Source organism: Pontibacter cellulosilyticus (assembly GCF_014306105.1).
GTDB classification, from domain to species: Bacteria; Bacteroidota; Bacteroidia; order Cytophagales; family Hymenobacteraceae; genus Pontibacter; species Pontibacter cellulosilyticus.
Window position 1 is genome coordinate 193930 of the sequence record NZ_JACRVF010000001.1, and the last position, 26437, is coordinate 220366.

At 44.2% G+C, this 26437-nt stretch carries 23 protein-coding genes; 8 read left to right on the plus strand and 15 right to left on the minus strand.

Annotation, left to right across the window (positions count from 1 at the left end):
* Nucleotides 1-25: 25 nt before the first annotated feature.
* Together H8S84_RS00795 and H8S84_RS00800 are read left to right on the plus strand one after the other, a co-directional pair.
* The gene (locus H8S84_RS00795; protein ID WP_187065373.1) at nt 26-583 is read left to right on the plus strand and encodes a hypothetical protein; all 558 of its coding nucleotides are present in this window, start codon (nt 26-28) and stop codon (nt 581-583) included.
* A gap of 176 nt (nt 584-759) precedes the next feature.
* Complete coding sequence (locus tag H8S84_RS00800) at nt 760-1308, plus strand: SRPBCC family protein (protein WP_187065374.1); 549 nt, start codon at nt 760-762, stop codon at nt 1306-1308.
* A gap of 105 nt (nt 1309-1413) precedes the next feature.
* On the opposite strand, the gene H8S84_RS00805 is transcribed toward H8S84_RS00800, so the two are convergent.
* Both H8S84_RS00805 and H8S84_RS00810 read right to left on the minus strand, forming a co-directional pair.
* Nucleotides 1414-2499 carry a lysylphosphatidylglycerol synthase transmembrane domain-containing protein gene (locus H8S84_RS00805; RefSeq protein ID WP_187065375.1) on the minus strand — a complete coding sequence of 362 codons (1086 nt, stop codon included), beginning with the start codon at nt 2497-2499 and terminating at the stop codon, nt 1414-1416.
* A 287-nt stretch (nt 2500-2786) separates the two neighbouring features.
* Nucleotides 2787-3635, minus strand: a complete 849-nt coding sequence (locus H8S84_RS00810; protein ID WP_187065376.1) for a hypothetical protein — start codon at nt 3633-3635, stop codon at nt 2787-2789.
* 204 nt (nt 3636-3839) lie between these two features.
* Between H8S84_RS00810 and H8S84_RS00815 the strand changes: the two genes are divergently transcribed.
* Nucleotides 3840-4946: a glycoside hydrolase family 113 gene (locus H8S84_RS00815; RefSeq protein ID WP_187065377.1), complete on the plus strand. Its 1107-nt coding sequence runs from the start codon at nt 3840-3842 to the stop codon at nt 4944-4946.
* 33 nt (nt 4947-4979) lie between these two features.
* On the opposite strand, the gene dapA is transcribed toward H8S84_RS00815, so the two are convergent.
* From dapA to H8S84_RS00850, 7 genes are all read right to left on the minus strand, one after another.
* Nucleotides 4980-5849 carry a 4-hydroxy-tetrahydrodipicolinate synthase gene (gene dapA, locus H8S84_RS00820; RefSeq protein ID WP_187065378.1) on the minus strand — a complete coding sequence of 290 codons (870 nt, stop codon included), beginning with the start codon at nt 5847-5849 and terminating at the stop codon, nt 4980-4982.
* Nucleotides 5850-5985: 136 nt separating this feature from the next.
* Nucleotides 5986-6720, minus strand: a complete 735-nt coding sequence (locus H8S84_RS00825) for a LytR/AlgR family response regulator transcription factor (protein ID WP_187065379.1) — start codon at nt 6718-6720, stop codon at nt 5986-5988.
* A 4-nt stretch (nt 6721-6724) separates the two neighbouring features.
* Complete coding sequence (locus H8S84_RS00830) at nt 6725-7768, minus strand: sensor histidine kinase (protein WP_187065380.1); 1044 nt, start codon at nt 7766-7768, stop codon at nt 6725-6727.
* A gap of 444 nt (nt 7769-8212) precedes the next feature.
* A complete protein-coding gene (ligA, locus tag H8S84_RS00835; protein WP_187065381.1) occupies nt 8213-10222 on the minus strand; it encodes an NAD-dependent DNA ligase LigA in 2010 nt (669 codons plus the stop codon).
* Nucleotides 10223-10362: 140 nt separating this feature from the next.
* A complete protein-coding gene (locus H8S84_RS00840) occupies nt 10363-10863 on the minus strand; it encodes a DUF4920 domain-containing protein (protein WP_187065382.1) in 501 nt (166 codons plus the stop codon).
* Between the two features lie 517 nt (nt 10864-11380).
* Nucleotides 11381-13705 (minus strand): patatin-like phospholipase family protein, encoded by a 2325-nt coding sequence (locus H8S84_RS00845; RefSeq protein ID WP_187065383.1) that lies wholly within the window; start codon nt 13703-13705, stop codon nt 11381-11383.
* A gap of 39 nt (nt 13706-13744) precedes the next feature.
* Nucleotides 13745-14320, minus strand: a complete 576-nt coding sequence (locus H8S84_RS00850) for a hypothetical protein (protein WP_187065384.1) — start codon at nt 14318-14320, stop codon at nt 13745-13747.
* Nucleotides 14321-14595: 275 nt separating this feature from the next.
* Here H8S84_RS00850 and H8S84_RS00855 point away from each other — a divergent pair, with 275 nt between their 5' ends.
* Nucleotides 14596-15222 (plus strand): cytochrome c oxidase subunit 3, encoded by a 627-nt coding sequence (locus H8S84_RS00855; RefSeq protein ID WP_230407006.1) that lies wholly within the window; start codon nt 14596-14598, stop codon nt 15220-15222.
* A gap of 99 nt (nt 15223-15321) precedes the next feature.
* Here H8S84_RS00855 and H8S84_RS00860 read toward each other — a convergent pair whose 3' ends face one another.
* Together H8S84_RS00860 and H8S84_RS00865 are read right to left on the minus strand one after the other, a co-directional pair.
* Nucleotides 15322-17841, minus strand: a complete 2520-nt coding sequence (locus H8S84_RS00860) for a gliding motility-associated C-terminal domain-containing protein (protein ID WP_187065385.1) — start codon at nt 17839-17841, stop codon at nt 15322-15324.
* A gap of 116 nt (nt 17842-17957) precedes the next feature.
* On the minus strand, nt 17958-18566 hold the full coding sequence (locus H8S84_RS00865) for a hypothetical protein (RefSeq protein ID WP_187065386.1): 609 nt from the start codon (nt 18564-18566) through the stop codon (nt 17958-17960).
* 159 nt (nt 18567-18725) lie between these two features.
* On the opposite strand from H8S84_RS00865, the gene H8S84_RS00870 reads away from it, so the two are divergent.
* Nucleotides 18726-19193: a hypothetical protein gene (locus H8S84_RS00870; RefSeq protein ID WP_187065387.1), complete on the plus strand. Its 468-nt coding sequence runs from the start codon at nt 18726-18728 to the stop codon at nt 19191-19193.
* 110 nt (nt 19194-19303) lie between these two features.
* Here H8S84_RS00870 and H8S84_RS00875 read toward each other — a convergent pair whose 3' ends face one another.
* The 3 genes from H8S84_RS00875 to H8S84_RS00885 all read right to left on the minus strand — a co-directional run bounded on the left by H8S84_RS00875 (nt 19304) and on the right by H8S84_RS00885 (nt 21434).
* A complete protein-coding gene (locus H8S84_RS00875; protein ID WP_187065388.1) occupies nt 19304-19756 on the minus strand; it encodes a DUF2147 domain-containing protein in 453 nt (150 codons plus the stop codon).
* Nucleotides 19757-20382: 626 nt separating this feature from the next.
* Nucleotides 20383-20757 carry a hypothetical protein gene (locus H8S84_RS00880; RefSeq protein WP_187065389.1) on the minus strand — a complete coding sequence of 125 codons (375 nt, stop codon included), beginning with the start codon at nt 20755-20757 and terminating at the stop codon, nt 20383-20385.
* 80 nt (nt 20758-20837) lie between these two features.
* Complete coding sequence (locus tag H8S84_RS00885) at nt 20838-21434, minus strand: C40 family peptidase (RefSeq protein ID WP_187065390.1); 597 nt, start codon at nt 21432-21434, stop codon at nt 20838-20840.
* A 243-nt stretch (nt 21435-21677) separates the two neighbouring features.
* Here H8S84_RS00885 and H8S84_RS00890 point away from each other — a divergent pair, with 243 nt between their 5' ends.
* The 3 genes from H8S84_RS00890 (at nt 21678) to H8S84_RS00900 (ending at nt 24772) form a co-directional block, all read left to right on the plus strand.
* A complete protein-coding gene (locus H8S84_RS00890; protein WP_187065391.1) occupies nt 21678-22124 on the plus strand; it encodes a hypothetical protein in 447 nt (148 codons plus the stop codon).
* 90 nt (nt 22125-22214) lie between these two features.
* Nucleotides 22215-24023: a M61 family metallopeptidase gene (locus tag H8S84_RS00895; RefSeq protein WP_187065392.1), complete on the plus strand. Its 1809-nt coding sequence runs from the start codon at nt 22215-22217 to the stop codon at nt 24021-24023.
* Nucleotides 24024-24337: 314 nt separating this feature from the next.
* Nucleotides 24338-24772, plus strand: a complete 435-nt coding sequence (locus tag H8S84_RS00900; protein WP_187065393.1) for a hypothetical protein — start codon at nt 24338-24340, stop codon at nt 24770-24772.
* Nucleotides 24773-24800: 28 nt separating this feature from the next.
* On the opposite strand, the gene H8S84_RS00905 is transcribed toward H8S84_RS00900, so the two are convergent.
* Entirely contained in the window at nt 24801-26225 is a 1425-nt protein-coding gene (locus H8S84_RS00905; protein ID WP_187065394.1) for a Glu/Leu/Phe/Val family dehydrogenase, read from the minus strand.
* Nucleotides 26226-26437 lie beyond the last annotated feature (212 nt).

Below are 26437 nucleotides of genomic sequence, written 5' to 3' on the forward strand. Positions count from 1 at the left end.
TAAAGCACATCAAAATAAAAAGACAATGGATTTCAGAGACGAAAGCAAAATGAACTACGGCAGGTATAGCCGGCAATATGACCAGGGAAATTCTGAGCGCGGGCCTTTTGGTGGCAGGCGCCATGCATACCTTGGCGATACACAGCATGAGCTAGGACAACAATACCGCAGGCAGCATAGCCGGGAGTATGGCCGGCAAGGAGGTGAAGTAGGCATGCGCGATGAACGTTATGAGCAGATGTATGACATTAGCAACTATACGGCGCAGCCTCGCTCAGAAGAGTATGGCTTACATGGAGCTGCTGAAAACGATCTGGACACGATTGGTTACTATCCACGAGCCGGAGAAGGGCCTTATGCAGGGCAGCAGCGCCATTACCGCTATAACATGGGCTATAATCCGAATTACGATAACCCTGAAGAGGGCGATATGTACCGTAACTTCGACAGCAGGGGCAACCATGGCTACCGCCACGACGCCTCTTATGGCAACGAAGACGCGTTCCGTGACTTTGGAGATGACCGGTATGGTATAGCCGACAAGGTAGGAAACCGCGTGTATGGGCATTTTTGGAGGATGTAATATAAAGTGCACATTTTCTGAAACATGAACGTATAACACGCAGTACACTAGTATTAAATTTCCATCTGAGAAAAGGCCGTGGCGGAAGCTGCGGCTTTTTTTATTTGTGTTACAACGAATGTTGCATAAGCATCTAACAATTGCTATGTTTAACTGTTCAACCTAACACTAACCTCATGAAAGTATTGAAAAAGATTGGTCTCAGCCTGCTGGGCTTAACGGCCGTGCTCCTGATTGTCTCTTTTTTCCTGCCCTCTAAAGTAACAGTAGTACGTTCTGCTGTAGTTAAGGCACCAGTTTCAGTTGTATTTGAGCAGGTAAATATGCTGCAGAAGTGGGAGCTTTGGTCGCCGTGGCATAAGATAGACCCACAAATGCTGCTTTCTTACGAAGGCCCGGATGGAGGAAAGGATGCCAAGTATAACTGGTTCAGCAACCACCCGGATGTAGGCAATGGCTCCCTTACAATTTTAGAAAGTATACCAAACAAGCGCATAGACACCAGAATGCAGTTTGAAGGGCAGGGCGAAGGTTTGGCTTTCTACCAGTTTGAAGAGACGCCTGAGGGTACTAAAATTACCTGGACAATGGAAACTGACATGGGCAGTAACCCAATTGGTAAATACTTTGGTTTGATGTTAGACGGCATGGTTGGACCTGACTTTGAGCGAGGACTGGAAAACCTGAGAGCAGTGGTAGAGCAGCCAACTGCAGCTGTGAGATAGATTATACTTTATAAGACATAAACAAAGAAGCCTCCTTATACTTGGGAGGCTTCTTTGTTTATAGCTGTACCTTTTTCAACACGAACAATGTGCTCAGGTTACCATTCAGGCCGTTATAGGCTTCTTCAGGTTCAGTGTTTCCGGTTCAGCCTCTTCTCTTCCAAACTTCTGTGCCGCCCATTTCGGGAACACGATAGCACCTATTATCAGGTATACATAATAGGTAAGCACGCGGTACAGCAACACCACGATGGTTGTAAAGCCTCCCAGAAAGGCACCGAAAAAGGCAGGGAAGGATATCTCTGCGACACCAGCACCGCCCGGCGTTACAGACAGAAACAAAACTACTTTATAAACTAAGTTCCTCGAAAACACTACCAGGTGGTCTTGGAAAGATAACTGAGTAAATGCCGCGATCAAACAACCAATGATAACGTATCTGGCAGTCCAGACAAAAATTGTGGAGATGCTGGCATGAAGCCAGAATGCTGTATCCTTTGTGCGCAGGTGCTTGGAAGCTATTAACAGTTCGTTTGCATGCTGATAAAGGGAAGTACGCCAGCGCCTGAAAATCTTAACCTGTCCAATGCGAATTAGAAGCTTCTTTACACCTTTGGGGTTTACAAACAAGGCATAGAACATGGTGCTGGCATAAAGCGCGATCATCAGGTAACTCACAAAAAAAGCTATGCCGATGCTCTCCCGTAGCGTCTGGTTAAGCCCCACCATCTCCGGAAAAACCTGGCTGCCTGCAAACAGCAATATCAGGGGTAGCGTAATCACAAAGTATAAATTGTCGAGCATGGCTGTTACCATAACCTGAGCTATAGATTTACCCAGTGATATTTTCTCTTTAAACAGAATATAGGCCGCGATTGTAGAACCGCCGACAACAGAAGGCAAAGCGCAGGATGCAAACTCCCAGATCATGATCACATTAAAGCTTTGCTTCCAGTTAAGAGCTTTATCTGTAAGAAAGCGAATACGATACATGTAGCCGAAATCCCGAACAACTAGCACCAGAAGTGTCATGGATATCCAGAAGAGACTGGCATTTAGCAGTATGTCTAACTGCCCAGGCTCGTAATTTTTGTAAAGCATATACCCGACCACACCCAAACCTAAGAGTACAGGCAGAATGATGCGGGAAGCTGAAAAGTGCTTTTTGAGATATTGTTGCGTTATCGCCATACCGGGTGAGTAGTCAAAAGTCAGACCACAGCTTATGTTATAACCAATTATTTAGTGAAAAGGCTGCTGTAGCCTGTAAGCTGCTTTAGCTGCAGTAGAAATACAGGCAAAGTGCACCTTGCACAGAAGCAAAAAAGTATAAGTGCTGGTACTTACTAAATGCCGGAAGTACGGTTTTAGTGCAAAAAGTGACTGCTATTCCGTAAACGTCCCCACATTACGGATGAATGGGGTTAGCAGGTAAGTTTACCTTGTCAGGCTAAATGTATAAAGTAAGGTGTTATTGACTAGCAGCCAACTGTTTCAAACAAGGCTACTTTTTCATAAAGTTTACCCTTTTCGGCAAAAGAGGAGAGAAACAAAACAATAGAGGAAACATTGTAGTGGTTCGATACATCGATCAGCAGGTCTGGTGTCCCGTCACGGTCTATGTCGCCGGCCCACAGCAGAGTGTAAATTGAGTCGTCGAAGTATTCATCTTGGGCTAGAACCTGCTCAACATACTTTCCTTTCTTCGTGCCAGATACTTTCCAACCATAGTTCTGGTATGCATACTCATGCTCGCTTAGTTTGGTGCTGTCGCCAAAGGCTTTAATGCTGTAGGATTTGCCTTTAAAAGTATAACTAAGGCTTTTATTGGCCGGAAGTATGTTCCTGGATAATGCTACTGTGTCTATTGTGCCTGCTTTGTAGTTTTTTAGCCCGGTCAGGAAGAAAACCGCATTTGAATCCTGGCTTGTAACTTCTCTGCCCGATATAATTCTTTTTCCGTTTACCTCCATATCCGAGTCAGCTACGGGGTCATAAGCTGGTTTGATTTGAATAGTTGTCGGGCGCAGGTAATAGGTGCCATTCTCGTAGAAAACTGCCAGCCAGGACTTCTTTTCTGCATGCTGCCATACTTCTTCTTTATGAAAGCTGCCCTCCAGTAATAGTTTAAGCGGAGTAGAAGGTTCTGCAGAAAGACCAGTAGTATCGGCCTCGTATGTCACGTATACTTTATCCTCTATACTCTCCTTTGGCTCTTCTTCAACCAATGTAATGCTGTGGTCTGTTGGAGGACTTGATACAGCATTGTCGGCAGCTTGTTTGCAACCAAAAAACAGGGCGACCGGGAGAAGCAATAGTTTACGCATGAGGGTAAATTTATCGGAGCACAAATTAAATAAAATAAACGGAGAGTTTAACCTGCAGCTTATTTGCTATGCATGCTTTATTTAAGAAAGGAGATGTAAAGGTGTATGTTTATTGTAAGTATAAAGCTCAATAAATCAGAAAATAACGTAACTTGTGTTAAATGAAAACTGCTGAAAAGGGGCTTGTTATTATGTGCTAATTGCATGAAGAAATACGATAGTCTTATAAAGGGTTTATGGCCGCCTCTCGGTGTTGTACTGGTTATGCTGGTCTTCGTCAGCGCAGCTAACCTGCGTGGTTTGCCAAGTGTGGATGATGCTACGAAAGGAGTTACCGCCGAAAGCAAGTTCAGGGGTGTAAATTGGGTAGCCGGCGACTCTGTTTCACTGGAGCAGCTTGCCCAATTAAAGCAGTATAACGTCACCTGGATTGCGCAGACACCTTTTGGATGGCAAACTGCCTATAACCAGCCTGAGATCGCTCTTATCCGTGGTAACAAGGTTTACTGGGGAGAGCGCGACAAGGGGCTGGTGCAAACTACGCTGTTTGCCAAACAGCTTGGCCTGAAAACACTGCTAAAGCCACACATCTGGCTCATGGACCGCAACAGCGGCAAATGGCTCGGTGACATAGAGATGCAGACGGAGGAGGAGTGGAGGCAGTGGTTTGCCAACTACAGCAATTTTATACTTCATTATGCCCGCCTGGCCGAGGCGCAGAAAATAGAAGCCCTTTGCATCGGTACCGAGCTATACTTGCCTGCTGTTAAGCGTGAAAAGGACTGGCGCAAATTAATAAAGGAAATCAGGAAAGTATACAAGGGCCAGCTGACGTATGCTGCCAATTGGTACAAAGAGTATGAAGAGATCAGGTTTTGGGATGAACTGGATTTTATTGGAATACAGGCCTATTTCCCGCTGACAGATAAAAACGAGCCCAACGTAGACGAGCTTAGGGCAGGCTGGGCTGTACATCAGGCAGCAATCACTAAACTACAGGCAAAGTATAAAAAGCCGGTGGTGTTTACCGAAGTAGGGTATAAGAGCACACCCGATGCCGCTGTAGAGCCCTGGAAGTGGCCTGACCGGAACTGGCAGCAGATGCAGCTGTCGGAGCAAACGCAGGCCAATGCCTATGAAGCCATGTTTCAGCAGTTTTGGCAGCAGCCCTGGTTCGGAGGCACCTTTATCTGGAAATGGTACCCTCGGCTGCGCGAAAACCGCCGCGACCATCTTGATTTTACTCCTCAGAACAAACCAGCCGGGGAAGTAATGGCCAGATGGTATGGCAATGAAAAAGGCCAGCGGTAAGCTGGCCTTCAATTCAAGTATAAATAACTGCTGTTACAGCAGTTTGTACAGTCTGTCTTTTAAACCGGCCGATGCCTCAACTAACGGCAGCCTTACATAAGGGCTGCAAACTCCAAAACGCTCCAGCACCGCTTTCACGCCTACCGGGTTGCCCTCTTCGTACATCAGTGGGTTAATGTCCACGAAATCGTGCATCAATGCTGTAGCCTCTTTAAATTTATAATCCAGTGCCAGCGAAATCATGTTGGAGAACTTCTCCGGGAAAGCATTTGCAAGTACAGAGATCACACCTTCCGCTCCGAAGGCAGCCATAGGAACCGTAAGTAGGTCGTCTCCGCTGATCAGCATAAAGTCCTGTGGCTTGTGCTTGGCAATTACCATACACTGCTCCAGGTTTCCAGATGCTTCTTTTATCCCGATAATGTTATCATGCAGGGCCAGTTTCAGGGTTGTTTCTGCAGAAACGTTGCTGCCTGTGCGGCCAGGCACGTTATAAAGTATAACCGGAACAGGGGAGGCGTTGGCTATAAGCGTGTAATGCTGGAAAATACCCTGCTGCGAAGGCTTATTATAGTATGGGCTAACAGAAAGTATAGCCGAGATACCCTCCAGATCAGTGGTTTGCAGCAGATCGAGTACATGCTGTGTGTTATTTCCGCCAATGCCATATACCAACGGTACACGCCCGTTCACATGCTGCTTTATGGTGCGCAATATCTCTGCTTTCTCCTGTGTTGTCGTCGTAACCGATTCTGCAGTTGTGCCATTTACAACCAGGTAATTAACGCCACCATCCAGCACAAAGTCAAGTAGCTTCTTTAGTGCATCGTAATCAACTGATAAGTCTTCTTTGAAAGGAGTTACCAGCGCTACGCCTGTCCCTCTTAATTTCTCTCTAATCATCAATAAAAAATTATGAATTGCGAATTACGAATTATGAATTGGAATCTGCAAACGATGTTATGAGGATAATAGCAATTCTTTTAACCTCTGCCATAATCGGCAAAATTCATAATTACTAATTCAGAACTCCAGATAGCTATTGTATGTTGTTTTCGTCTACCCACTTCAGGAACTGCTCCTTGTATACTTCGCCAATCGGAATCTCTTTGTTGCCTATCTTGATGCGGCTCTTCTCTATGCTGTCTATCTTTTGCAGCGACACAATAAAGGACCGGTGCACCCGCAGAAACTTGGTCTCAGGCAGTTTCTCCATCATCTTGTTCATAGAGAGAAGGGTAATGATCTTCTGGTCCTTAGTCTGGATGATGATGTAATCTTTGAGGCCTTCTATCCAAAGGATGTCTCTGAAATCTACCCGGATGGTTTTATAGTCTGCCTTCACAAACATGAAATCCTGCTCCTGCTGGGGTGCAGGATGTGCCGCGGCTGCTGTTTCTGTGGGTTTTCCGTTGCGCTGCAGCCTTTCCTGTGCTTTAGTTACCGCTTTCAGAAACCTATCGAACGGGATCGGCTTGAGCAGGTAATCTACTGCATCCTGGTTAAAACCCTCCAAGGCATAATGCGGATAAGCCGTGGTAAAGATGATAAGCGGCTGGTGCTTGAGGATGTTCAGAAACTGAATACCCGTAAGCTCGGGCATTTCTATATCCAGAAACATTAGGTCTACCTGCTCTTCCTGCAACACCTGCATGGCCTCTGTGGCGCTGGAGCAGGTTTTTACCAACTCCAGAAAAGGCAGCTTACTGATATAGCTTTCTATAATATCAAGGGCCAGGGGTTCGTCATCAACGGCGATGCAGCGAATGGTCATAGTTTTAAGGTTTTTGTTGGAAGAATATTTTTAGAGTTGCGTAAAAGGTACCGTCTTTCTCCTCAAAAGTAAGTTTGTGCCGTTCCGGGTAAAGCAGGTTTAACCTGCGTTTCAGGTTTTCGAGGCCAATGCCTCCAAACTCACGCTTTTTGTGTGTGCTGGTGTTATTTACAGTGCTAAATACAAGCCTGTCGTGCTCTACAGTGAGGTTAAGTATAATTCCGATCTCGTTTTTGCTTACCAGGCCGTGCTTAAAGGCGTTTTCTACCAGGGTCATTAGCAGCATCGGCGCTATTTGTTTTCCTGCCAGGTCGCCTTCTATGTTAAACTTTATACTTGTCTGCTCACGCAGGCGCAGCTTCTGTAAGTCGATAAAGTTTTTGATGTGGTCCACTTCTTTGTCCAGGCTCACCAGTGTATCGTTGCTCTCGTACAGCATGTAGCGCATTAGCAGCGACAGTTTCATGATGGCGTCTGGTGTATCAGGCGACTGTTTGTAAGCCAGGGAATAGATGTTGTTTAGCGTGTTAAACAGGAAATGCGGATTTACCTGCGATTTTAAGTACGCCAGTTCTGCCGTAAGCTTCTGCGTTTCCAGTTCTTTATTCAGCCGTTCGTTGCGAATATAGTTGCCGGTAACCTTTAATGCTGAACTAATGAACACTACCACCAGCCCACTTACCATATACTGTATAATCCGGTCAGTGCTATAAAGCGCTTCCATACTTGGGTTATACTTCCTGAAGATGTAATAGTCGATAGGGGCCTGTATAAGCGCCAGGGCAAACAGCGTGGCAACTACAGCTGATATGTACAGGAATATCTTGTTGCGGGCAAGATACTTGGATATAAGCACATACCAGTTAAAGTAAAAGATGCCCACCGGGAACAGCAGCCCCACCAGTACATCCAGGGCTTTGCCAAGGGTAATGGTTTGCTTAGATGAGGCAAGGTAAAAGATCCAGATCCCAAAAATCAGCCAAACGGCCACATGTATGGCAACGGTATAGCGTTTCTTTAGCGATAAAACAGGAATCGGAATAGACATGCTGCTCACAGGCGCTTTAAATATAGTGATGAACCCTCTGTGTTATAAACAAGGCTGTTTTAGAACATAAAGTTAACCAAAGTAGCAAATTTTCTTCATACAGTATAACTGGCAGCACGCTAATTCTTTGCTCTTGCTCAACTTCAGCTCGAATCTAGTGCAAAAGTCAGGCGGATAGCCAGCTTCGTCTATACTTTGGCGGTGTTGGTATAGTATATTTTTTTAAGCAGATTATTTCAATTGCTTTGTATACAAGTCAGAATAAAACTATGAAAAATATAGTTTAGCTGTACCTGCACTCGCAGGGGGAGGAGACTACTACCTAACTTACCTCTTCTGAAGAGTGCAAAGCTGATTCTAATTCATGTTTGTTTGTTTAAGATGAGTGACGCCAGGCTGTTTTGCAGCCTGGCGTCTTCTTTTTAAGTATGCGGAAGTATAAATTTACCTGATCATCTGCAGGAATTCATCTTCTGACAGAATTCTGATGCCAAGCTTGTTTGCCTTCTCCAGTTTAGCAGGTCCCATTTTATCTCCGGCTACCAAGTAGTTCAGTTTTGCTGAGATAGAAGAGACTACTTTTCCGCCGTGGCTGGCTATCAGTTGCTGCAGCTCTTCACGGCTTATACTTTCAAATACACCAGAGATCACAAATGTTTGCCCGGACAACCTGTCGCTTTCCATTTCCAGTGGCGTTGTCTCTGATTTAAATTTCAAACCTGCTGCCTGCAGGCGATCCACAAGCTGCACATGCTCCGGGTCCTGGAAGTACTCCAGTATCGAGTTGGCAATGCGGTCGCCTATTTCGTTTATGGCTACCAGATCTTCGTAGCTGGCGCCTCGCAGGGCAACGATATCGGGCAGGTGCTCTGCCAGTTTTTTAGCCACGGTGCTGCCAACAAAACGAATGCCTAGGGCAAACAGCACACGATCATAAGCCACCTCTTTCGATTTTTCCAGGCTTTTAAGTATGTTGCTGGCAGATTTCTCGCCCATACGTTCCAGGCCAGCCAACTGATCCAGCGTCAGGTCGTATAGATCGGCTGCGTTTTGTACATAACCGGCTTTGTATAGCTGCTCAATGGTTTTAGGGCCCAGTTCATCAATGTTCATGGCCTTGCGGCTGATAAAGTGCTCGAGTTTTGCCTGAATCTGAGGTGCACAGCCTTTTTCGTTCGGACAGTAGAAATTTGCCTCACCTTCAGAGCGCACCAGCTCCGTCCCACAGGCAGGGCAATTAGTAGGGTAAAGTATAGGCTGGCTGTCGGCAGGGCGTTTGCTAAAGTCTACTTCTGTAATCTTAGGTATTATTTCACCGCCTTTCTCTACAAATACAGTGTCGCCCAGGCGCAGGTCCAGACGCTGGATCTCGTTTGCGTTGTGTACTGATGCTCTTTTTACTACAGTGCCAGCTAGCAGCACAGGCTCCAGCAGTGCCACAGGCGTAACGGCGCCGGTTCTGCCCACCTGGTATTGTATGCCCTGTAATTTGGTAGCGGCGCTCATGGCAGGGTATTTATAGGCAATGGCCCAGCGTGGACTTTTGGCCGTGAAGCCAAGCTCCTCCTGCAGGCCGTAGCTGTTTACTTTTACTACCACACCATCGGTGGCGATAGGTAACTCAAATCGGCGGGTTTCCCATTCATTTATGTAAGCCAGTACATCTTCAATAGAGTCGCACTTGCGCCAGGTATCCGATACTTTAAAACCCCACTTGCCAATAGCCTGCAAGCTTTCGGAGTGCGTCTGGAAAGGGCTCTTGTCGCAATGGAAGCTATAAGAAAAGCAGCCAAGCTTACGGCTTGCCACCACCGATGAATCCTGCAGCTTTAGTGTGCCGGATGCCGCGTTGCGCGGATTAGCCAATAATTGCTCTCCGGCTTCTTCACGTTCAGCGTTCAGCTCCTCAAACACCTGTAAGGGTAAAAACACTTCGCCGCGCACTTCAAAGAGGCCCGGATAATCCTTGCCATGTACTTGTAGCGGAATGTCGCGGATGGTTCTTACGTTGGCAGAGATATCGTCGCCGCGGGTGCCGTCGCCACGGGTGGCGCCCTGCACAAACTGGCCATTTTCGTAGGTAAGGCTGATGGCAACCCCATCAAACTTCTGCTCGCACACATACTCTACATTATCGCCAACAGCTTTGCGTACACGCTTGTCGAACTCGCGTAGGTCTTCTTCGGAGTAAGTATTGCTCAAAGAGAGCATCGGGTAGCGGTGATGTACTGTTTTAAAGCTTTTGGTGATAGTACCACCCACGCGCTGGGTAGGGGAGTTGGGCTCGCGCAGCTCTGGGTGCTGGTCCTCCAGGTCCTGAAGCCGCTTTAACATGCCATCGAACTCAAAGTCAGATATCTCAGAAACGCTGTTCTGGTAATATTGGTAATTAAGGTAATTTATGCGGTGTGTAAGCTCTTTTATCTCCTGAGCAGGTTCTTTCTCTAGGGCCATTATTAGTCAGTTTATTCTTTGGTAAAAATAGGAAAGAGATTTATAAAATCAGACTTGATTTTTACCTCAGTCAAGTATAATAGCAGCAAACAAAACAGGCTCCACAAGGGAGCCTGCCAGAGTATGGTTCACTTTATACTTTATTTTAGAATCACACCATCCGCAACAAACCGAAGCTCTTCTTTAGGCTGCGTAATGGCTGCGATCTCTTCTTTCGATTTACCTGCATCCTGGGCGTAGTGGCGCTGGTCATCCACTGAAATAACTTCGCGTTTGGCCGTGCCTTTAAAAATTACGGTGCGGCCTTTCAGGTCCTCAACAGGTAAGAAAAATCCATAGTCTCGGAAAGTAACTTTCATGGTGCTGTTATCAGCCAGTTTCACATCCATCCAGCATCCTTTTGACTGGCAGCTCTCCACAATCTCGGTGCTGACAACAGCCTCCACAGAGTCTTTGCCTTGTACCTGTGTCTGTAACTCTGCCGGGCTTACCACATTCTCTGCGGCAAAAGAGGCCCCATAGGTGTTGCCTGTTTCTGCCGATGCTGTAGAGGCAGTTGGCTCAGTGGTTTCGGTTGGTTTAGTTTGGTTGCAGGCTACAAGTGCTACTATAGCAAATGCGCCAAAGATGGTTTTTTTCATGGTTGCTTTTTCGGCTTTTTACAAGGATAAATATACATAAATAGATTGAAGTAACATGGTTAAGTATCTGAGAAGAGGATTACACATGTTTTATAGAGGCGTTTATTAGGACAGGAAGAGGTGAATTTATACTTAGGAGAAACTGATAGGAGATGATAAATGATTTAAGTATTCATTTAAGTTAAGAATATAAGTATATGTTCAATAGTTTGTTATAATAAAATTAAGGATGAGTTATAAGTTCTTTGCCTGAAGAAGCTATAGAGGGCAGCCTGTTGAGAACTATTTTGGGTAAGCTTAAACTTTGTTTGAGTGTAACAAGTGTGTAATAAATGTTGTGCTACAGCTTGTGTGTGAAGGTTTTTACAAATTGTATACGCGGTTCAGGCGTTCAAAAGGTGACCCTGTATGGTTAACGTTGCTTTTATGATTATGATATGTATAGTGTGCTTTATATCAAAGTATTATGTATATACTGTTAAAGTATAAATAATGCTGGGTTTTCTTACTTATACACCTAGTCTAAGGCTCTGTTCTGGAAGATGATGTAACCGATGTGGAAGAGCAGTCCCCATTCTTTAGCTGTTTTGCCATAGTAATTCAGACTGATAGCGGCCGGGCCGATAATGCTATGGTATACCATACTGGTGCTGCCAATAAAAGAAGTGCCCTGCAACAGATCTCCATAGTATGCTTGCTGCTCCTGGTTCTGAAGTATAGGCTTGTACGGTTGGAAGGCGTAACCTTCAAATCTGCCCTCTAATCGTTGGCTGAACAGGTAGATGTACTTAACTCCGCCTGCCAGGTATTGGTGGCTCCGGTACCTGTCCAGAAAAAGCGTTTTGCTGTCTGGGAGAGGCGTAAATGCTGCGGCCGATGTCAGTGTGGACCGGTAGTTTTGAAAGAAGGGTTGGTTAGAGGCGACTGCCTCAAGTAGATAACCGATCCGGTGCTTCTGCTCTCCAAAATATCTTTCGTAAGTAGCCTTCAACTTGTACCATTCCCGTTCGCTGCTCTGTTTGTTTTCGATGGTACTGGTAGAGCCTGGACGCAGTGTTTCGCGGCCGTTGTAGTAGTTGACAGTAGCGGTAAGCATACTTCCTGATGAGGCAAACTGCTTCCGGTTTAGATGCCCTTTTTTAAACGTGATGCCCGTCGTAAAGGCATTAAAGTTCGTTTTGTCCAGGGTGTCTGTACTGAGGATTTCCAGACGGTTGCTGTAGCGGTCAATGGTTTGGATGTAGCCGGCATGCAGCACCAGTTTTCCTTTATAAGTATTTGTAAAGCCAAGGCTCAGGTTATAGTTTCTGTCCGATTGTTCTATAAACGGAAGTTTATCCCGGTCTAACAGGAAGCCTTTTGTAGAGAGGTAGCTCCAGTTGTTGTACATGAAAGATGGCTCCAGGTAGTATGGGAAACGCGCAGGAACATCTACCCGGATGCGAGCCTTGGCGGCCTGGTAGAATCGTCCGGTGTTAAAGCTGCTAGAGAAAGTATAGAGCTTCTTGCGCAGCAGGCTATAGTCAAACCCGGCATAAATGTTATCGATCGGCCTGGAGGCCAAAACACCCCCAATTGATAGTTTCAAGGCTTCATCGTGTTCCATGTCCAGGTTAAACTCATAGTTCTTAGATTCCGGGTTGTATACTATAGAAGGATAGATGCTGCGGAAGCTCTCCACAGCTGCTAGTCTGAAGTAACCCTGCTTTATCTCTTGCATGGTAAACACATCACCCTCTTTCCTGAAAAACTTACGAACATACGCACTCTGTGCCTCTGTGATGCCTGAAACGTTGATGTCTTCAAAGGTTAAAACAGTGAAGTCTTTTCTGAAATCTTCCCGTTTAGCTGCAATCTGCTCTGGTGTTACACGCCGTCCAATCTTCCTTTTAATCTCATCCATTTTCTCTATGGCAGCATTGTAGCCGGCATCGAAGAGCGTTTTTACCTCACCAAAATCTAAAGCCGTCAGATTGCCGGTGTTTGGCTGCAGGTATATATCTTTCCGGCCAAGGGCAGTAGAGTCGCTGTTCGAGAGCATGGCATAGTATAATGTTTGGGGCAGGTCAAAATCGTCTTTGCCGTAGGGGTATTCATTGTAAGTTTTAGGCGAAACGTTTACTCCAATCACCACATCCGGTTTAAATTCGCTTCTAGCCACATCTACCGGAAAGTTGTTATACAAGCCACCATCATACAGCTTTCTCCGCTCAATCCTGATGGGCCTGAATACCAAGGGAACAGTCATAGTAGCGCGTACGGCATCTGCTAACTGGCCTTTGCTAAGCACTACCTGCTGTTGCGTGTATATATCGGATGCCATACTACGGAAGGGTACCATCAGTTTGTCGAAATAATACTTGGCTTTGGCAGAAGGCTGTGCCAGAAGTTGGGCAAAAGCAAAGTTCAGCGATGCACCGTTAGCTAAGCTGGAGTTGAGGTGCATCTGGAAAGTAGAATCCAGGGACAAGTTCAGGTGCAGGAACGAAGGGCTGATCTCTGGTGAGGCATAATTGTAAGTATAGGTATCCTCTGTGCGGCCACGGGCCCAGTCCTGAAATTCTTTGGTATTAAAGAGGTACTCAATTTCGGTGGGAGAGTAGCCGGCTGCATAAAGTCCGCTCACTACGCCTCCCATGGAGGTGCCTACTACATAGTCTACCGGGATATTATGTTCTTCCAGAGCCTTTAAGACACCGACATGGGCTATACCTTTGGCGCCTCCGCCGCTAAAAACAAGTGCTACCTTTTGTGCATAAACATGGGGTGTACCCAAATACAACGCTACAAGCAACGCTAGTAGTTGCAGGTAAGTAAAAGGTGAGTGGGTTTTAGGTGGCATGGTAGGCAAGTAAGGGTGTTCGGATATCAGCATCTTTATTTATCGTATATCAAAACCTACCCATTTAGCATTGTTTATGGTAATTAATACCCGCCCCGTAAGCAGGCTGAAATATTGCACAGGCACACTCGCTGAAAAATTGTCGAGCCACAAATCGAAGCTGGAATTAAATACGATGGCATTCCTGTCTGCTGCCAGTGCCAGTGGTATTCTGGTTTGGTTAGCTACTCCCTGCAGGTTAATTGTAGTTGTCTTATTTATGTTACCAGGGAATAAATTGCTGCCGTTTATCTTCTCTACAGGAGCATCAATGTACATGAGCAGGTCGGGATACTTAGCGCCAAAAAATACATCGTAGGCCATAGTAGGCGGTGTAGAGTCGTTGGCGGGAAGCAGGGTAGCTATATTTATAATGCACTCTAGTTTCTGGGTAGTGTTATTATAGCGCACCAACATCTCATCTGAGGTGAATGTATAAGGTTGGGTAACGCCATAGAGTGTAACAGTTACTCTGTTATCGCTGGTGTAGTTTGCTCTGGTCTGTGCTTGGCTTTTGGAAAATGAAAACGTGAACAAGAGGAGCAGTAGGATGTTATAAAGTATAGTTGTTGGCATATAATGATCGCTATCGTGTAATCTTATAACGAATTCTGTCACAGAAAGGTAATCGTGCCGACGACATTCAGTATGTAAAGGCTGCCACCAGCGCAGATTTTGCTCAATGAAAAAGGAGATGGAGAAGAAAGAGCTCTGATTATACGATAGGTATTAAATTAATTGATATAAATACAAAACTATACTTCATGAGGTGCGGTATAAAGTACTAACCATGATTACATAATTTTTCCCCTGGCATAGTAGCTTGCCAAAGCAGTAGTTGGAAGTATCAAATGGATCCTGATAAAAAAAATAAAGTAAACCCGAAGCAACTCTCCGCTTTCAGAAAAATGGAGAAAATGCACCCCATTCGGGTGTTGTTGTTCCTGAGTATGATCGGGATAGGGGTTTTGTTCTTTATTTTGGTAGTAGCGTTCGCTAGGACAGGAGGCTTCCAGAATCAGAACTTTGAATTACCGAGGTTTTTCAGCATCAGTACACTATTGCTCTTGTTTAGTAGCTACACGATCAGCAAAGTACCCAAAATTTACCGCAAGGATAAACTAAACCGCATGACGCGCTACTTGGGTATCACGCTAGGCTTAGGTGTACTTTTTATTGTGGCGCAACTTTTAGGCTGGAATGAGATGACGCGATCTGGCGTTTATTTTACAGGTAAAGCCTCCGGCACTTATTTATACTTAATTTCAGCCCTGCATATCCTTCATTTGCTTGGCGGCCTTATATTTCTTTCGTTTCTGTTCTTTAAGACGGCACATGTTGCAGCAGACGGTGTCCGTAGCCTAATTTTTATACGTGATCCTTACCGCAGCCTGCAGCTGTCCATGCTGCGCAGCTACTGGAACTTTATGGACTTTTTATGGATAGGACTTTACATCGTGTTTCTTTTCATGGCTTAATATAAATGTAGAATAAACTTTTACATAAGATATATAAAGAGAGCGGCCATACTTGATTTAAAGTATGGCCGCTCTCTTTATAGTTAGCATGTAATACCTTTAGCGTACCAACGTAACAGATCCTTTATAAGTGGTGGTTTTATAGTCGATCACATAGAAGTATACACCATCGTTAACGCCTTTGCCGTCCCACTTAAAAGTGTTGCTGGTGCTGACGTATACTTCCTTGCCCCAACGGTTAAATATTTTGATGCTGGCAAATTGTGCTGTACAAAAATCTGTTGGTAGGGCAGGTATCTCGAAGAAATCGTTTAAGCCGTCGCCGTTTGGTGTAAAAATGTTGGCTGGCACATAATCCGAAATAACCGGCACTTTTACGCGGAACTCCATGGTTATCTGCTGGTCCGGAGCCGGCTGGCAGGCCTGCTCGTTTAGGTTAAATGTTACCCGAACTACGCCTTTCTCCGCGCCAAGGCAATTTGCTGTCCAAGTGAAGGTGCCGTCAGCTGTTCCATTCCCGTTTGTAGCCTTAAAGGCCATGCCCAGTTCTTCTAAGGTAAAGCCTTCTCCACTGGCATTCATTGTCAGAGAGTTCAGGTCTATGTCGCGGCCAAAAAGCTTCGCTTCAAAGGGTTCGTTCAGCCCTAGGTCAAACACAAGAACATTTTTGTCTGTTGTGAAAGTAGGCGCATTGTTTGGTGCTGTTATCCTGAACTCAAAAACCATTTGTTGATCCGGAGAAGGAGCACAGGCTGTTTCTTTCAAGGTAAAAGTTACCCTTCTGATGCTTTCCGGCTCTTTTGTGCAGTTGGCTACCCATTTAAAGGTGCCTTCTGCTGTGCCCTGACCGCCTGTGCTGCTAAACGTCATTCCTAGGTCTGCCAAATTAAATCCCTGGCCTGCTGCCTGTAAGGCTAATCCATTCATGTCAATGTCATTGCCAAACAGCTTTGCTTCAAAAGGTTCTCCTGCCACCAGGTTAAACACCCTTACCTGCTTGTCGGTGGTAAGAGTAGGCACATTGTTAATGTTGTCAGGGCGTACCTCTATAGTTTCTGTGCGACTAACGGTTTTTCCGCAGACGGTGGTATTTACAGTAAAGTCAATTTTGTAAGACTCCTGCAACGCTTTACAATCTATAGCCCACCTGAATGGGGAACTTACCTGGCCTGCTGCTGTCTTCTGCTGAAAGGTTATGTTCTGGGTGTTCAGGTTAAAATTCTGGCCGGCAGCTGTAATGGTAATATTGTCGTTGTCTGCATCAAAACCAAGTGCGTCGAACGTAAGTATATCTCCGTTCTTTACATTGAATACCCGCTGTGTTGTTGAAAGCGAAACAGTAGGAGGTACGTTAGGTATTGGCTCAATCACAAAGCTTAGCCTTACTGTGTCCTGCCTTGGCAGGCTGCAACCATCATCGCGCACGATCAGGTCCATCTGGTATACTTTGCCTTCTGTATCAAAACACTCGTCAAAACAAAGAGTAGCCTTTAAAGTCTGGTTGGTTGTGGTGCCCTGGTTAATGGTACCGCTAGTTACACCCTGTAGGGTAAAGTTTTGGTTCGAGAAGTTTACCGGGCGTGCACGCAGCTCCACAAACTCCTGTATATCCGGATCAGTGAAAAGCACATCAATGCATCGGTTACCATTGGCTCCGATACGCAAAACCTCGCCTTGGTTATAATTTGTTGTTTTGCCCTGTTCGCGGGCCGTTACTACAGGTGTCTGGTTTTTAGGGCAGTCGAGTACAAGTACCTGGAAATCGCGGCGCACCTCACCAATTTTCTGTCCATTCCTAAACTCCTGCGCCCTGATGCCGAAAACGAAAAGCCCTTTCTGAGAAGGTCGCATGGTTAACTGCCCAGTCTGCCGATTGATGTTCATAGGCGGTGAGCCCTGCACCTGTACGGTTGTACTATAGCCGGGTAGCCAGTTTACAGGTGGGTAAGGCTCTGGTTTGGGTGTAGTAGTATACACAGGCATACCAGGTGTGGTGTAGCCGTTTAGTGGCGTTACCATGTCATAAACAATGGAGTCGCCATCAGGGTCGGTGCCGTTAAAATCGAAATAGAAAAGCTCGTTTACGCAGGCATAATCGCTTAGCGGCGGGAAAAGTATAGGAGAGGAGTTTCGGAAAGCTACTCCGTTCTTTACTACCGGCGGAAACTCCATGTAAAATGTCTGTGCAGCGTTTTCTGGTTGGAGTATATTGTTTATCGTGCGGTTTCGGCAGCAACGCTCCCAAGTTACGTAGTAGCCTGCAGGGCTGTTAAACCGGTTCGGATCAAGAAAGATATTTTCGAAGTATACAATTTTGCTGGTTTTAAGGCTGGCAACGGTACACTCAATATTGGTATAATTAACAGGGGTTCTGGAGCGGAAGGGCATTACCTGGGTGAGCATGAGACGATTGGTGCCCTTTTCGAAAAAGTTAACTGTAACCGTTTGGTCAAGAGCACCGGGGCTACCGTTCACATCATCAAAGTATAAGTTAAGGGTAAGCCTGTAGTTATAATTGATAATATGCTTTAACTCAAACTCACCTCCAACTATGTGGGTGGCATAGGTGTTGGCGCAGATTAAAAAAGCAAACGCAAGCAGCAGCAAACGTAGTTTCATGTGCACAACATTATAGGTAGATCATATATTATATTACTAAATGTATTTAAAAGAAATGACATTTAAAAAAGACTACCTGATATTAAACTGTGAATAAAAGGTGCCTGGTATATGGTTTAATTACTGGCTTTTCCGGTGTATTCTTCAGGTTGCAGCACTACTTTAATCAACTCCATGAATGGGAGGGGCTTGCTAAAGTATGTATCGGTATACGTGTTGGCAACAAATCGGATATAGCCCGGTAGCTTGTTTACGAATACGCTGTCGATGTGGATGATGCCGTAAAGCTGATTGCATAGATCAGTTCCGGGCACATCAGAGGCGGGTGGTATTAGAACATGGCGCTCAATTTGTTCTTTATAGCGTACGTGGCACACCTTTCTGATGTCTGAGCTATGTTGTTTATACCCAATTTGCTGTACCCGCTCATTAATCAGCTCAAAGAGGAAGGAGAAATCTTGAGGGCTGATGTTAGGGTCATAAAATAGAATGGCACCTTGTACGTTTGACTCTTCAATTAACTGTACTCGGAAAGGAGAAGGCTTAATATGAGACTTCTGGTAGTGATAAGCATCGAAAAAAAGTTTAGTTAGGGTATGGTATGCGTTAGATGCAGCCCACTTTTTGTAGGCTGACCAAAAGCTTTCGGAGCGATGTAAATTGCTGCACGAATGCGTTGCTTTTCCGAAACTAAACAAACGGTGAAAAAACTCGTTAAACGGCATTTGATAATTTACTCATAAACATAATTTCCATTAAATAGTTTTATGAGCGTTGATTCCTTTTTAAGATTTCTCCTTACCACAAAGTACAACTAAATAAAGTTTAAAACCGGCATGAAGCCGGCAGAGAAATAAAATTTTCCTATTAAGGCAGACTAGACTATGGAAATGCTTACACATGAACTAGAAACAAAGAAGCGCCTGCTCCACGAGAGTATTCAGATGCTGAACATGCAGATAAATGCTGCTAAAGAGGCCATGGACGATGCACAAAACAGTGCGAACGAACACGATGGAGCCATGGAAGACAAATTTGAGTCATTTAGAGAAAATTGCCAGATACAGCGGGACATGTATGCGCGGCAGCTGGACGAGTTAATTTCTACAATGGCTGTGCTGCGCCGCATAAATGCTACCAAGTCAAACCATGATGTGTCCTTGGGAGCTGTGGTGCATACGGAGCTACAAAATTACTTTATTGGGGTAAGTCTGGGCGAGATTAAGGTTGACGGAGAATCTTTCTTTGCTATCTCTGGAATGTCGCCTATTTTCAAGGCTATGTCTGGTAAAACAGCCGGCGAAACTTTCAGTTTTCGGGACAAAGAGTATAAAATACTACAGATAAGCTAACTTAAGTATAACCTTTATAATACCTTGTCAGTTATAGGTATGGTAAAGGGTTGAAAAAGACAAAGGGTAGCAGATCTGCTACCCTTTGTCTTTTCGTAAATGCTGTGATTTTATTTTGTAGAAGCCGATCCGTCTACTCTAGTCCAGGTCTGTGCTCTACCAATCAAAGAAATGCCGATATAGCCTTTCACCTCTAATTTATCTTTACCTACCATCTTCATATAGCAGGAATAAGTCTTGCCGCTTTCTGGGTCATAGATCGTGCCATCGTCCCACTTATTGTCTCCTTCATACTCAAACCCTTTTAAGAACTCTAGTCCTAGTAAAGGTCTGTTACGCAGTGATTTAGTAGGATTGTTGTCGTCCATTTTAGGTTTGCCATTGCGGTTTGGCTCACGGAGCGAAATAATTTTTCCGCAAAGCTTGTCGCCGCTGCATTTGTAAATCTCGAATTTGGCTTTGCCGTCCTCATTCGTCCAAACGCCCACAGGTGACATTTTTTGGGCCCACGCGCATGTTCCAAATAACATGAGCACTACAAGAGTGAGAAGATGCTTTTTCATTTCTGCTAATAAGGTTAAGGTGTATTATCCAACGAAATATAAGTAAAATAAAGCAAACAAGCGCAATGGTATGATAAATAATGCCGGCACAGCAGTTTAGCTTATACTTCAATTGGCAGACAAATTATTTTCAGAAATGGTTTAGAATACTGTTAAATAGTGTGAAAACGAGTACAATCTAAATTTTCTTTTAGCAGCCCATAAATGTAATTTATTGGTTAAAAGTGTATTAGCAGCTGTGAGGAGAATAGTGCAAAAAAATGGCTAAAACCTTGTGAACTTTTAAGCGTTCTTTTATCTTTAAAGTATAGTAGCGAGTGCTACAGTCCTGTAACAGGGGCCGGTATTAGCCGGCAAACGGCAGGATCTATGTTTGACTAAAGAGAAAGGAGGTGCTATGTCTAATCCATCGGTCGTCTTAGTAAGCCTAGGTAATATTGTTCACTCTAAAGGTGAGCAGGCTTAGTAAGCAGTATAGCTACTGCTTGCGCAGCTAGCGACGTTACCTCTGATTCTTTTTAGGATGGTGATACTGAAAAACAGTACATCGCTTACTCTGAAGTTGAGGGATTCTGAAACACCTGGTGCATCTTGACGGGCTGCACCAGGTGTTTCTATTTTATACCTTACAGGTCGTCTTTATAAATAGTATTGTTACGAAGACGTCTCTCCCGCACAAAAGTAGCTACATAGAAGGCTACGGCAACAAAGCAACTCAACCCCATCAGCATCAGCATCGTGTTGCGCAAGTTCCAATCAAACGATTCGGGGTCTATGCGTGCAAATACAACCACACTAACCAGAAGCGTAAGTGCCGTAACCGTATGGAAAACAAAACGGTTGTGCTTACGGAGGTGATAGGTACAGGCGAGTAAAAGAATACCCAGAAATGGCACAATGAGTGCGGCATTAGGCCTTATCGGATTTGCAAAGTATACAATCAAACCCAGAACAATAAGTATAACCGCATTCAGCGTATTAATGACGTAAGGATGTACCATAATATATATAAGACAAAACAGTTTTATCTTATGTACGGTAAAAGCGACAAGTGTTATACTTGTCGCTTTAAAAGAGCCACTTAAAGTACTCTTCTTACTTCAAGGAAACGGATGTCGTAGCGTGTGCCTTGTACTTTGCTTATCTTAACACCGCCATTAGAGGAAGAGTGAACGAATTCAATGGTATCGCCGGGTGCAGATAGCACGATTCCAACATGCCCAGGCTCACGCACTTCAGGGTTAGTGCCCGTAAAAATAACCAAGTCTCCGGTTTGGGCTTCATGCTTTGCAACCTGCACGCCCTCATCAGCCTGCATTTTAGAAGAGTGCGGCAGATTAACATTATACCTATCGAAAACATAAGTTATAAAACCTGAACAGTCGAAGCCGTCTGGGCTCATACCAGCATACACATAAGGGCTACCCAACAGAGAAAGTGCGAAATCAGTGATTTGCTTGCCTGTTCCAAGGGTTGATTTATTAGTTACAGAAGTAGTATTATAATCTGTGGCCGAAGCTTTTGCATTATTCACCGTCATTACCCCATCAACAACAGGTATTCTTTCTTCAGTGGTTTTATGCTCAGTCTCTGGTATCAAAGTATAAAAGGCGCTCGTCCAGAAAAGTACGACCAAAACAACCACAGGTATTAATATTGCTATTAAGTTCTTTTTCATAAGTATAGGTTTGTTTTCTCGTGTTGTAGTAAAAATATCGTGCCACAATTGTTTTATATTTAATTGTCTATAAGCCGATACTTTATTTCACCTAGTATAAACAACAGTTATGATGCTATAATTAGTTTACCTTATGTTAAAGCTAGTTTACCACCAGAATCTTGCTGCTTACACAAATAGTTATCTTAAATGGACTTATATAGTCATTAAAATTATAGTTAATATTATTTAAGTTATAATTTTGTGACGTTAATAGGTGAGAATATGTTTATTTATTTTTCAGACTCAATGCAGGTGAGCTGCGATCGTGGCAAAGGGCTTTTAGTTTTGACTTGCTTAAAGCGGCTTCGGGCAGATGAGTTTAAAGAGGGGATGGTAAGAGCGCTATGGTACGCCGAAAAGTATAACATCAAGCGTTGGCTTTTTGATATAAAACTAATCGGTGCTTTAAATGAGGAAGAGGAGGCGTGGCTACAGAATTGCCTGTATCCTAAGATGATGAGCAGCTTGGGTGCGGATAATTATATTGCCTTTTTGCTGTCTGAGAGTTGCTATAAGCAGCTTTTATTTGAGGCAGGAGAGACTGGATTGAAAACTTACAACTCTTTTATTATTTTGAGTATGTTTGATACTACCGCTAAAGCTTTAGAGTGGTTGGCAATGGACTCAGTTGCTACGGCTAATATATAGTGTTGTAACATCAAAATAGGTTAAGGATTTGGAGAAGCACGGTTTTTGTTGTAAAATGCCGTAGCTTTAACTAATCTATAATCCTACCCTATGCTCAAAAACAAGCAATTCAAATTTCTATTTTTATTACTATCTCTTTTTATACTTTGCAGCGGAAACGCTGTTTATGCAGCTGATATAAAGTATACGCTCTCAATGCCTGAGCCACATACGCACTACTTTAAAGTAGAAGCAGAGTTATCGGGAGTTCAAAAAAAATATGTAGACTTTACCATGCCGGTGTGGGCACCGGGCTCTTACCTGGTGCGGGAGTTCGCCAAAAACGTGGAGAATTTTAACGCAACGGATAAAAATGGCAAGGCGCTGCGCACTGAGAAAATCGACAAGAACACCTGGCGTGTTTACGCCGACAAAGCGAACCTGATCAAGGCGTCCTATGATGTGTATGCTTTTGAAATGAGTGTACGAACCAGCTTCCTGGATGCCTCTCATGGTTACGTAAACGGAACCAGTGTATTTATGTACCCCGAGGGCTATCAGAATTTAGCCGGCAGCCTGGTGGTTAAACCATACGCCAACTGGGACAAAGTATCTACCGGCCTGAAGAGTACAGATAAGTTTACCTATTCCTTTCCCAACTATGATATCCTAGCCGATTCGCCGCTAGAAATAGGAAATCACGAAGTATATACTTTTACAGCAGCTGGTGTGCCGCATGAGGTGGCCATGTATGGTGAAGGTAACTATAACCCAGAAACGCTGATGCAGGACATGAAGCGCGTTGTGGAAGAATCTATCTCTATTATGGGAGAGTTGCCTGTAGACCGCTACGTATTTATAGTGCATAACCTGCAGCGCGGCGGCGGCGGATTGGAACACCTGAACTCTACTACCCTGCAAACTTCCCGCTGGAACTACGGAACAGAAAGTGGCTATAATGGCTTTATGAGCTTGGTTGCACATGAATACTTTCACTTATGGAACGTAAAGCGCCTGCGTCCGCAGCCGCTTGGCCCATTTGATTACAACCAGGAAAATTACACCAGTCTCTTGTGGGTTTCAGAGGGTATCACAAGCTACTATGATGACCTAATTGTCCGCCGCGCTGGCTTTACCTCTCCGCAGCGTTACCTGGACATTGTAGCCGGAACTATCAACTCAGTAGAAAACACACCTGGCAATAAAGTACAGACAGTGGCAGAGTCTAGCTATGATGCTTGGATCAAATACTATCGCCGTAACGAAAACTCCAGTAACGCAGAAGTTTCTTACTATACAAAAGGCGGCGTGATGGGCCATTTATTAAACATGGAGATCATGAAGAAGACCGGCGGAAAGAAGAGCTTGGACGATGTAATGCGTTATATGTATGATCGTTACTACAAAAAGCTGAACAGGGGCTACACAGAGAATGAATTTAAAGAAGCTGTAGAAAAAATTGCAGGAACTAACATGGACGCTTTTTTCAGAGACTATATTAACGGCACTAAAAGTCCTGACTACAACGAATATTTTAAAGCGGCTGGTCTTGAACTGATTAATCTGAACAAAGGTTCGGAAAATGCTAGTTGGGGAGCCACCACGGCTATGTCAGACGGCAAAGTAATGGTTCGCTCTATAACGCGTGGCACCAGCGCTTATGAGGCTGGTTTAAATGTGAATGACGAGATAATTGCAGTAGATGGTTTCCGTGTGGGTGAAGACGTTAACCAGTACGTGAATGGCCGTGAGGTAGGAGATAAGCTGGAGCTGATGATCACAAGAGATGGCAAACTGATGATGCTGGAAATACCTATGTTGAAGGATAATAATGTGCGCTACCGTTTAGAGCAGATTGATAACCCAACTAAGGAGCAGCAACAGATTTACGCCAAGTGGTTAGAAATAGGCAGATCTTAACATACATTATACTTCTAAAATTTAAAGCAAAACAGCCAGCAATATTGCTGGCTGTTTTGCTTTAAATGCTTCATCAAACAAGTCAAGTCTATCTAATGCTTTTCAACAGAAACTTTACTATATATATTAAATCATATTTAGATTAAAATAAGAAATTAATAGGATCAATAGGATAGGTTTTGTTATAAAAATATCCAATTCCAATGTAGAATATAAGCTTTTAAGTGAAGTAATAATACTCCTTTTTAGGTATTTGTTTTATTTAACTATACTAAGTACCTTTCGTGTCAGAAACATTGAAAACCTGAAGCCACATGGTGATAAAGGATACACCTTACGTTTTCATCACGCATAACGTAACAACTGACATTCTGCTGATTAACTGGAGAAGGAGCCCATCAATAAAACAGCTTAAGGATGCATATTCAGCTGCTTTGCAGTACGTGCAGGATGTTTGCCTGGTAACCTCTTTTTGTACTGATCTTACTGCCATTGGGCCATTAAACAGAGAGCAGGAGGCATGGCTAATGCAGGAGTATTATCCAAATGTTTTTACTATCATCAACACAAGTATAATTGCAGCAGTTGTGTTTTCTGATGAACACTTTAAAGCAATCGTTACAAATTATCAGCAGCCAGAGTTTACCTTAGGACAAGACTTTATTCAATTTAATTACTTCACAAGCTTTCAGGAGGCAATGCACTGGCTGGTATATACTAAAAAAGGCCAGGAAATACTTCGTTCCTGACCTCTATTCTTTTCGGCTTTGCTCTATATCAAGGGAAGATACCTAACGACTCATAGCTTACGCCTATTTTCTCTATTGCTGTCAAAAACGCTGCAGTTCGCAGGTCTGGGATGTTCTGTTTCTTCATCACATCCCGTATTTCATGATACGCGTTGATCATCGTATCCTCCAAGCCAGATCTTACCAAGTTAATTTCATCAGAGCCTTGTATGAGCAGTGCCCGTTCAGTAGCCGTCATGGTTTTACCGGACGATGTCTCGATAGCGTTCACCAGTTTTCGATAGCTTGCCTCTTCTGCTCGTTTTCCCATGCGTCCAAAACGAACATTTGAGAGGTTTTTAAGCCACTCAAAATAAGAGACAGTTACCCCACCTGCGTTCAGGTACAGGTCCGGAAGTATAACGATCCTGTTCTTTAACAAGATTTCTTCTGCCTCGCGTGTAACTGGTCCGTTGGCACCTTCTGCAATAATCTTGGCTTTTATGTTAGCAGCATTGCCTTCGTGTATCTGGTTCTCCAAAGCGGCAGGCAACAGAACATCGCACTCACGCTCCAGCAGTTCAACAGAATTTTCTATGTTTTCGCAGTCCTTGAAATTTAATATAGAACCTGTTTCGCTTCTGTGCTTAAATGCCTCCTGTATGTCAATTCCCTTCGCGTTATATATGCCTCCTTCGCGCTCAGCGATACCCGTTATAATGGCACCGTCCTGCTGACAAAAGTATGCTGCATGGTAGCCCACGTTGCCAAGTCCCTGCACAATTATACTTTTCCCTTCCATGGTGGTGCCCTCCAAGCCTCTGCCTTCAAGCAATTCTATATCCTGCAAAGCCTCGCGCAGACCAAAGTATATGCCTAAACCGGTTGCCTCGGCTCGGCCTCTGATGCCGCCCTGCCCAACAGGCTTACCTGTAACACAACCCAAGGCGCTTATTTCACCATACTTAAATGCCTGATACGTGTCTGCTATCCATGCCATCTCACGGCTACCTGTACCATAATCCGGGGCTGGAACATCAATGCCAGGACCTATCAGGTTTTTCTTGATAAGCTCCGAAGCGTAACGTCGGGTTACTTTCTCCAGTGTTTTAACAGAGCTGGTGCGTGGGTTTATCTTTACGCCCCCCTTTGCACCGCCAAATGGCACGTCTACTACTGCACATTTGAAGGTCATCAGTGAAGCTAGTGCTTTTACCTCATCTTCATCCACCTGCATACTAAATCTGATTCCACCCTTAGAAGGGAGTTTGTGATGACTGTGCTGAACTCGGATTCCCTCAATAACCTCAATTTTACCATCTATCTCAACCGGGAATGAGACTTTATAAACACTGTTGCATGCTTTTATCTGCGCTAAAATACCGGGGTCAAGGCGGGAGTACTTTGCAGCATGATCAAAATATTGATGTACACTGTCTAAGAACTTCTTGCCTTCGTTGTGGTTTTCTGACATAGTTAACGTTGTTTAGTATGAGCTATAACAGGTTTAAGAACGATTCGTGCAATGTTTTGTTCAGATATTTAACTTATAAGATATTTTGTCATGATTTGGTCTAAAATAATATCTTAATATTCACGTTTTTAGGTTTCAAATCAATAGTGATTATTGCTAAAATTAAGGTATTATTTAAATTAATCTTGTTTAGAAGCAATTTATTGTCAATA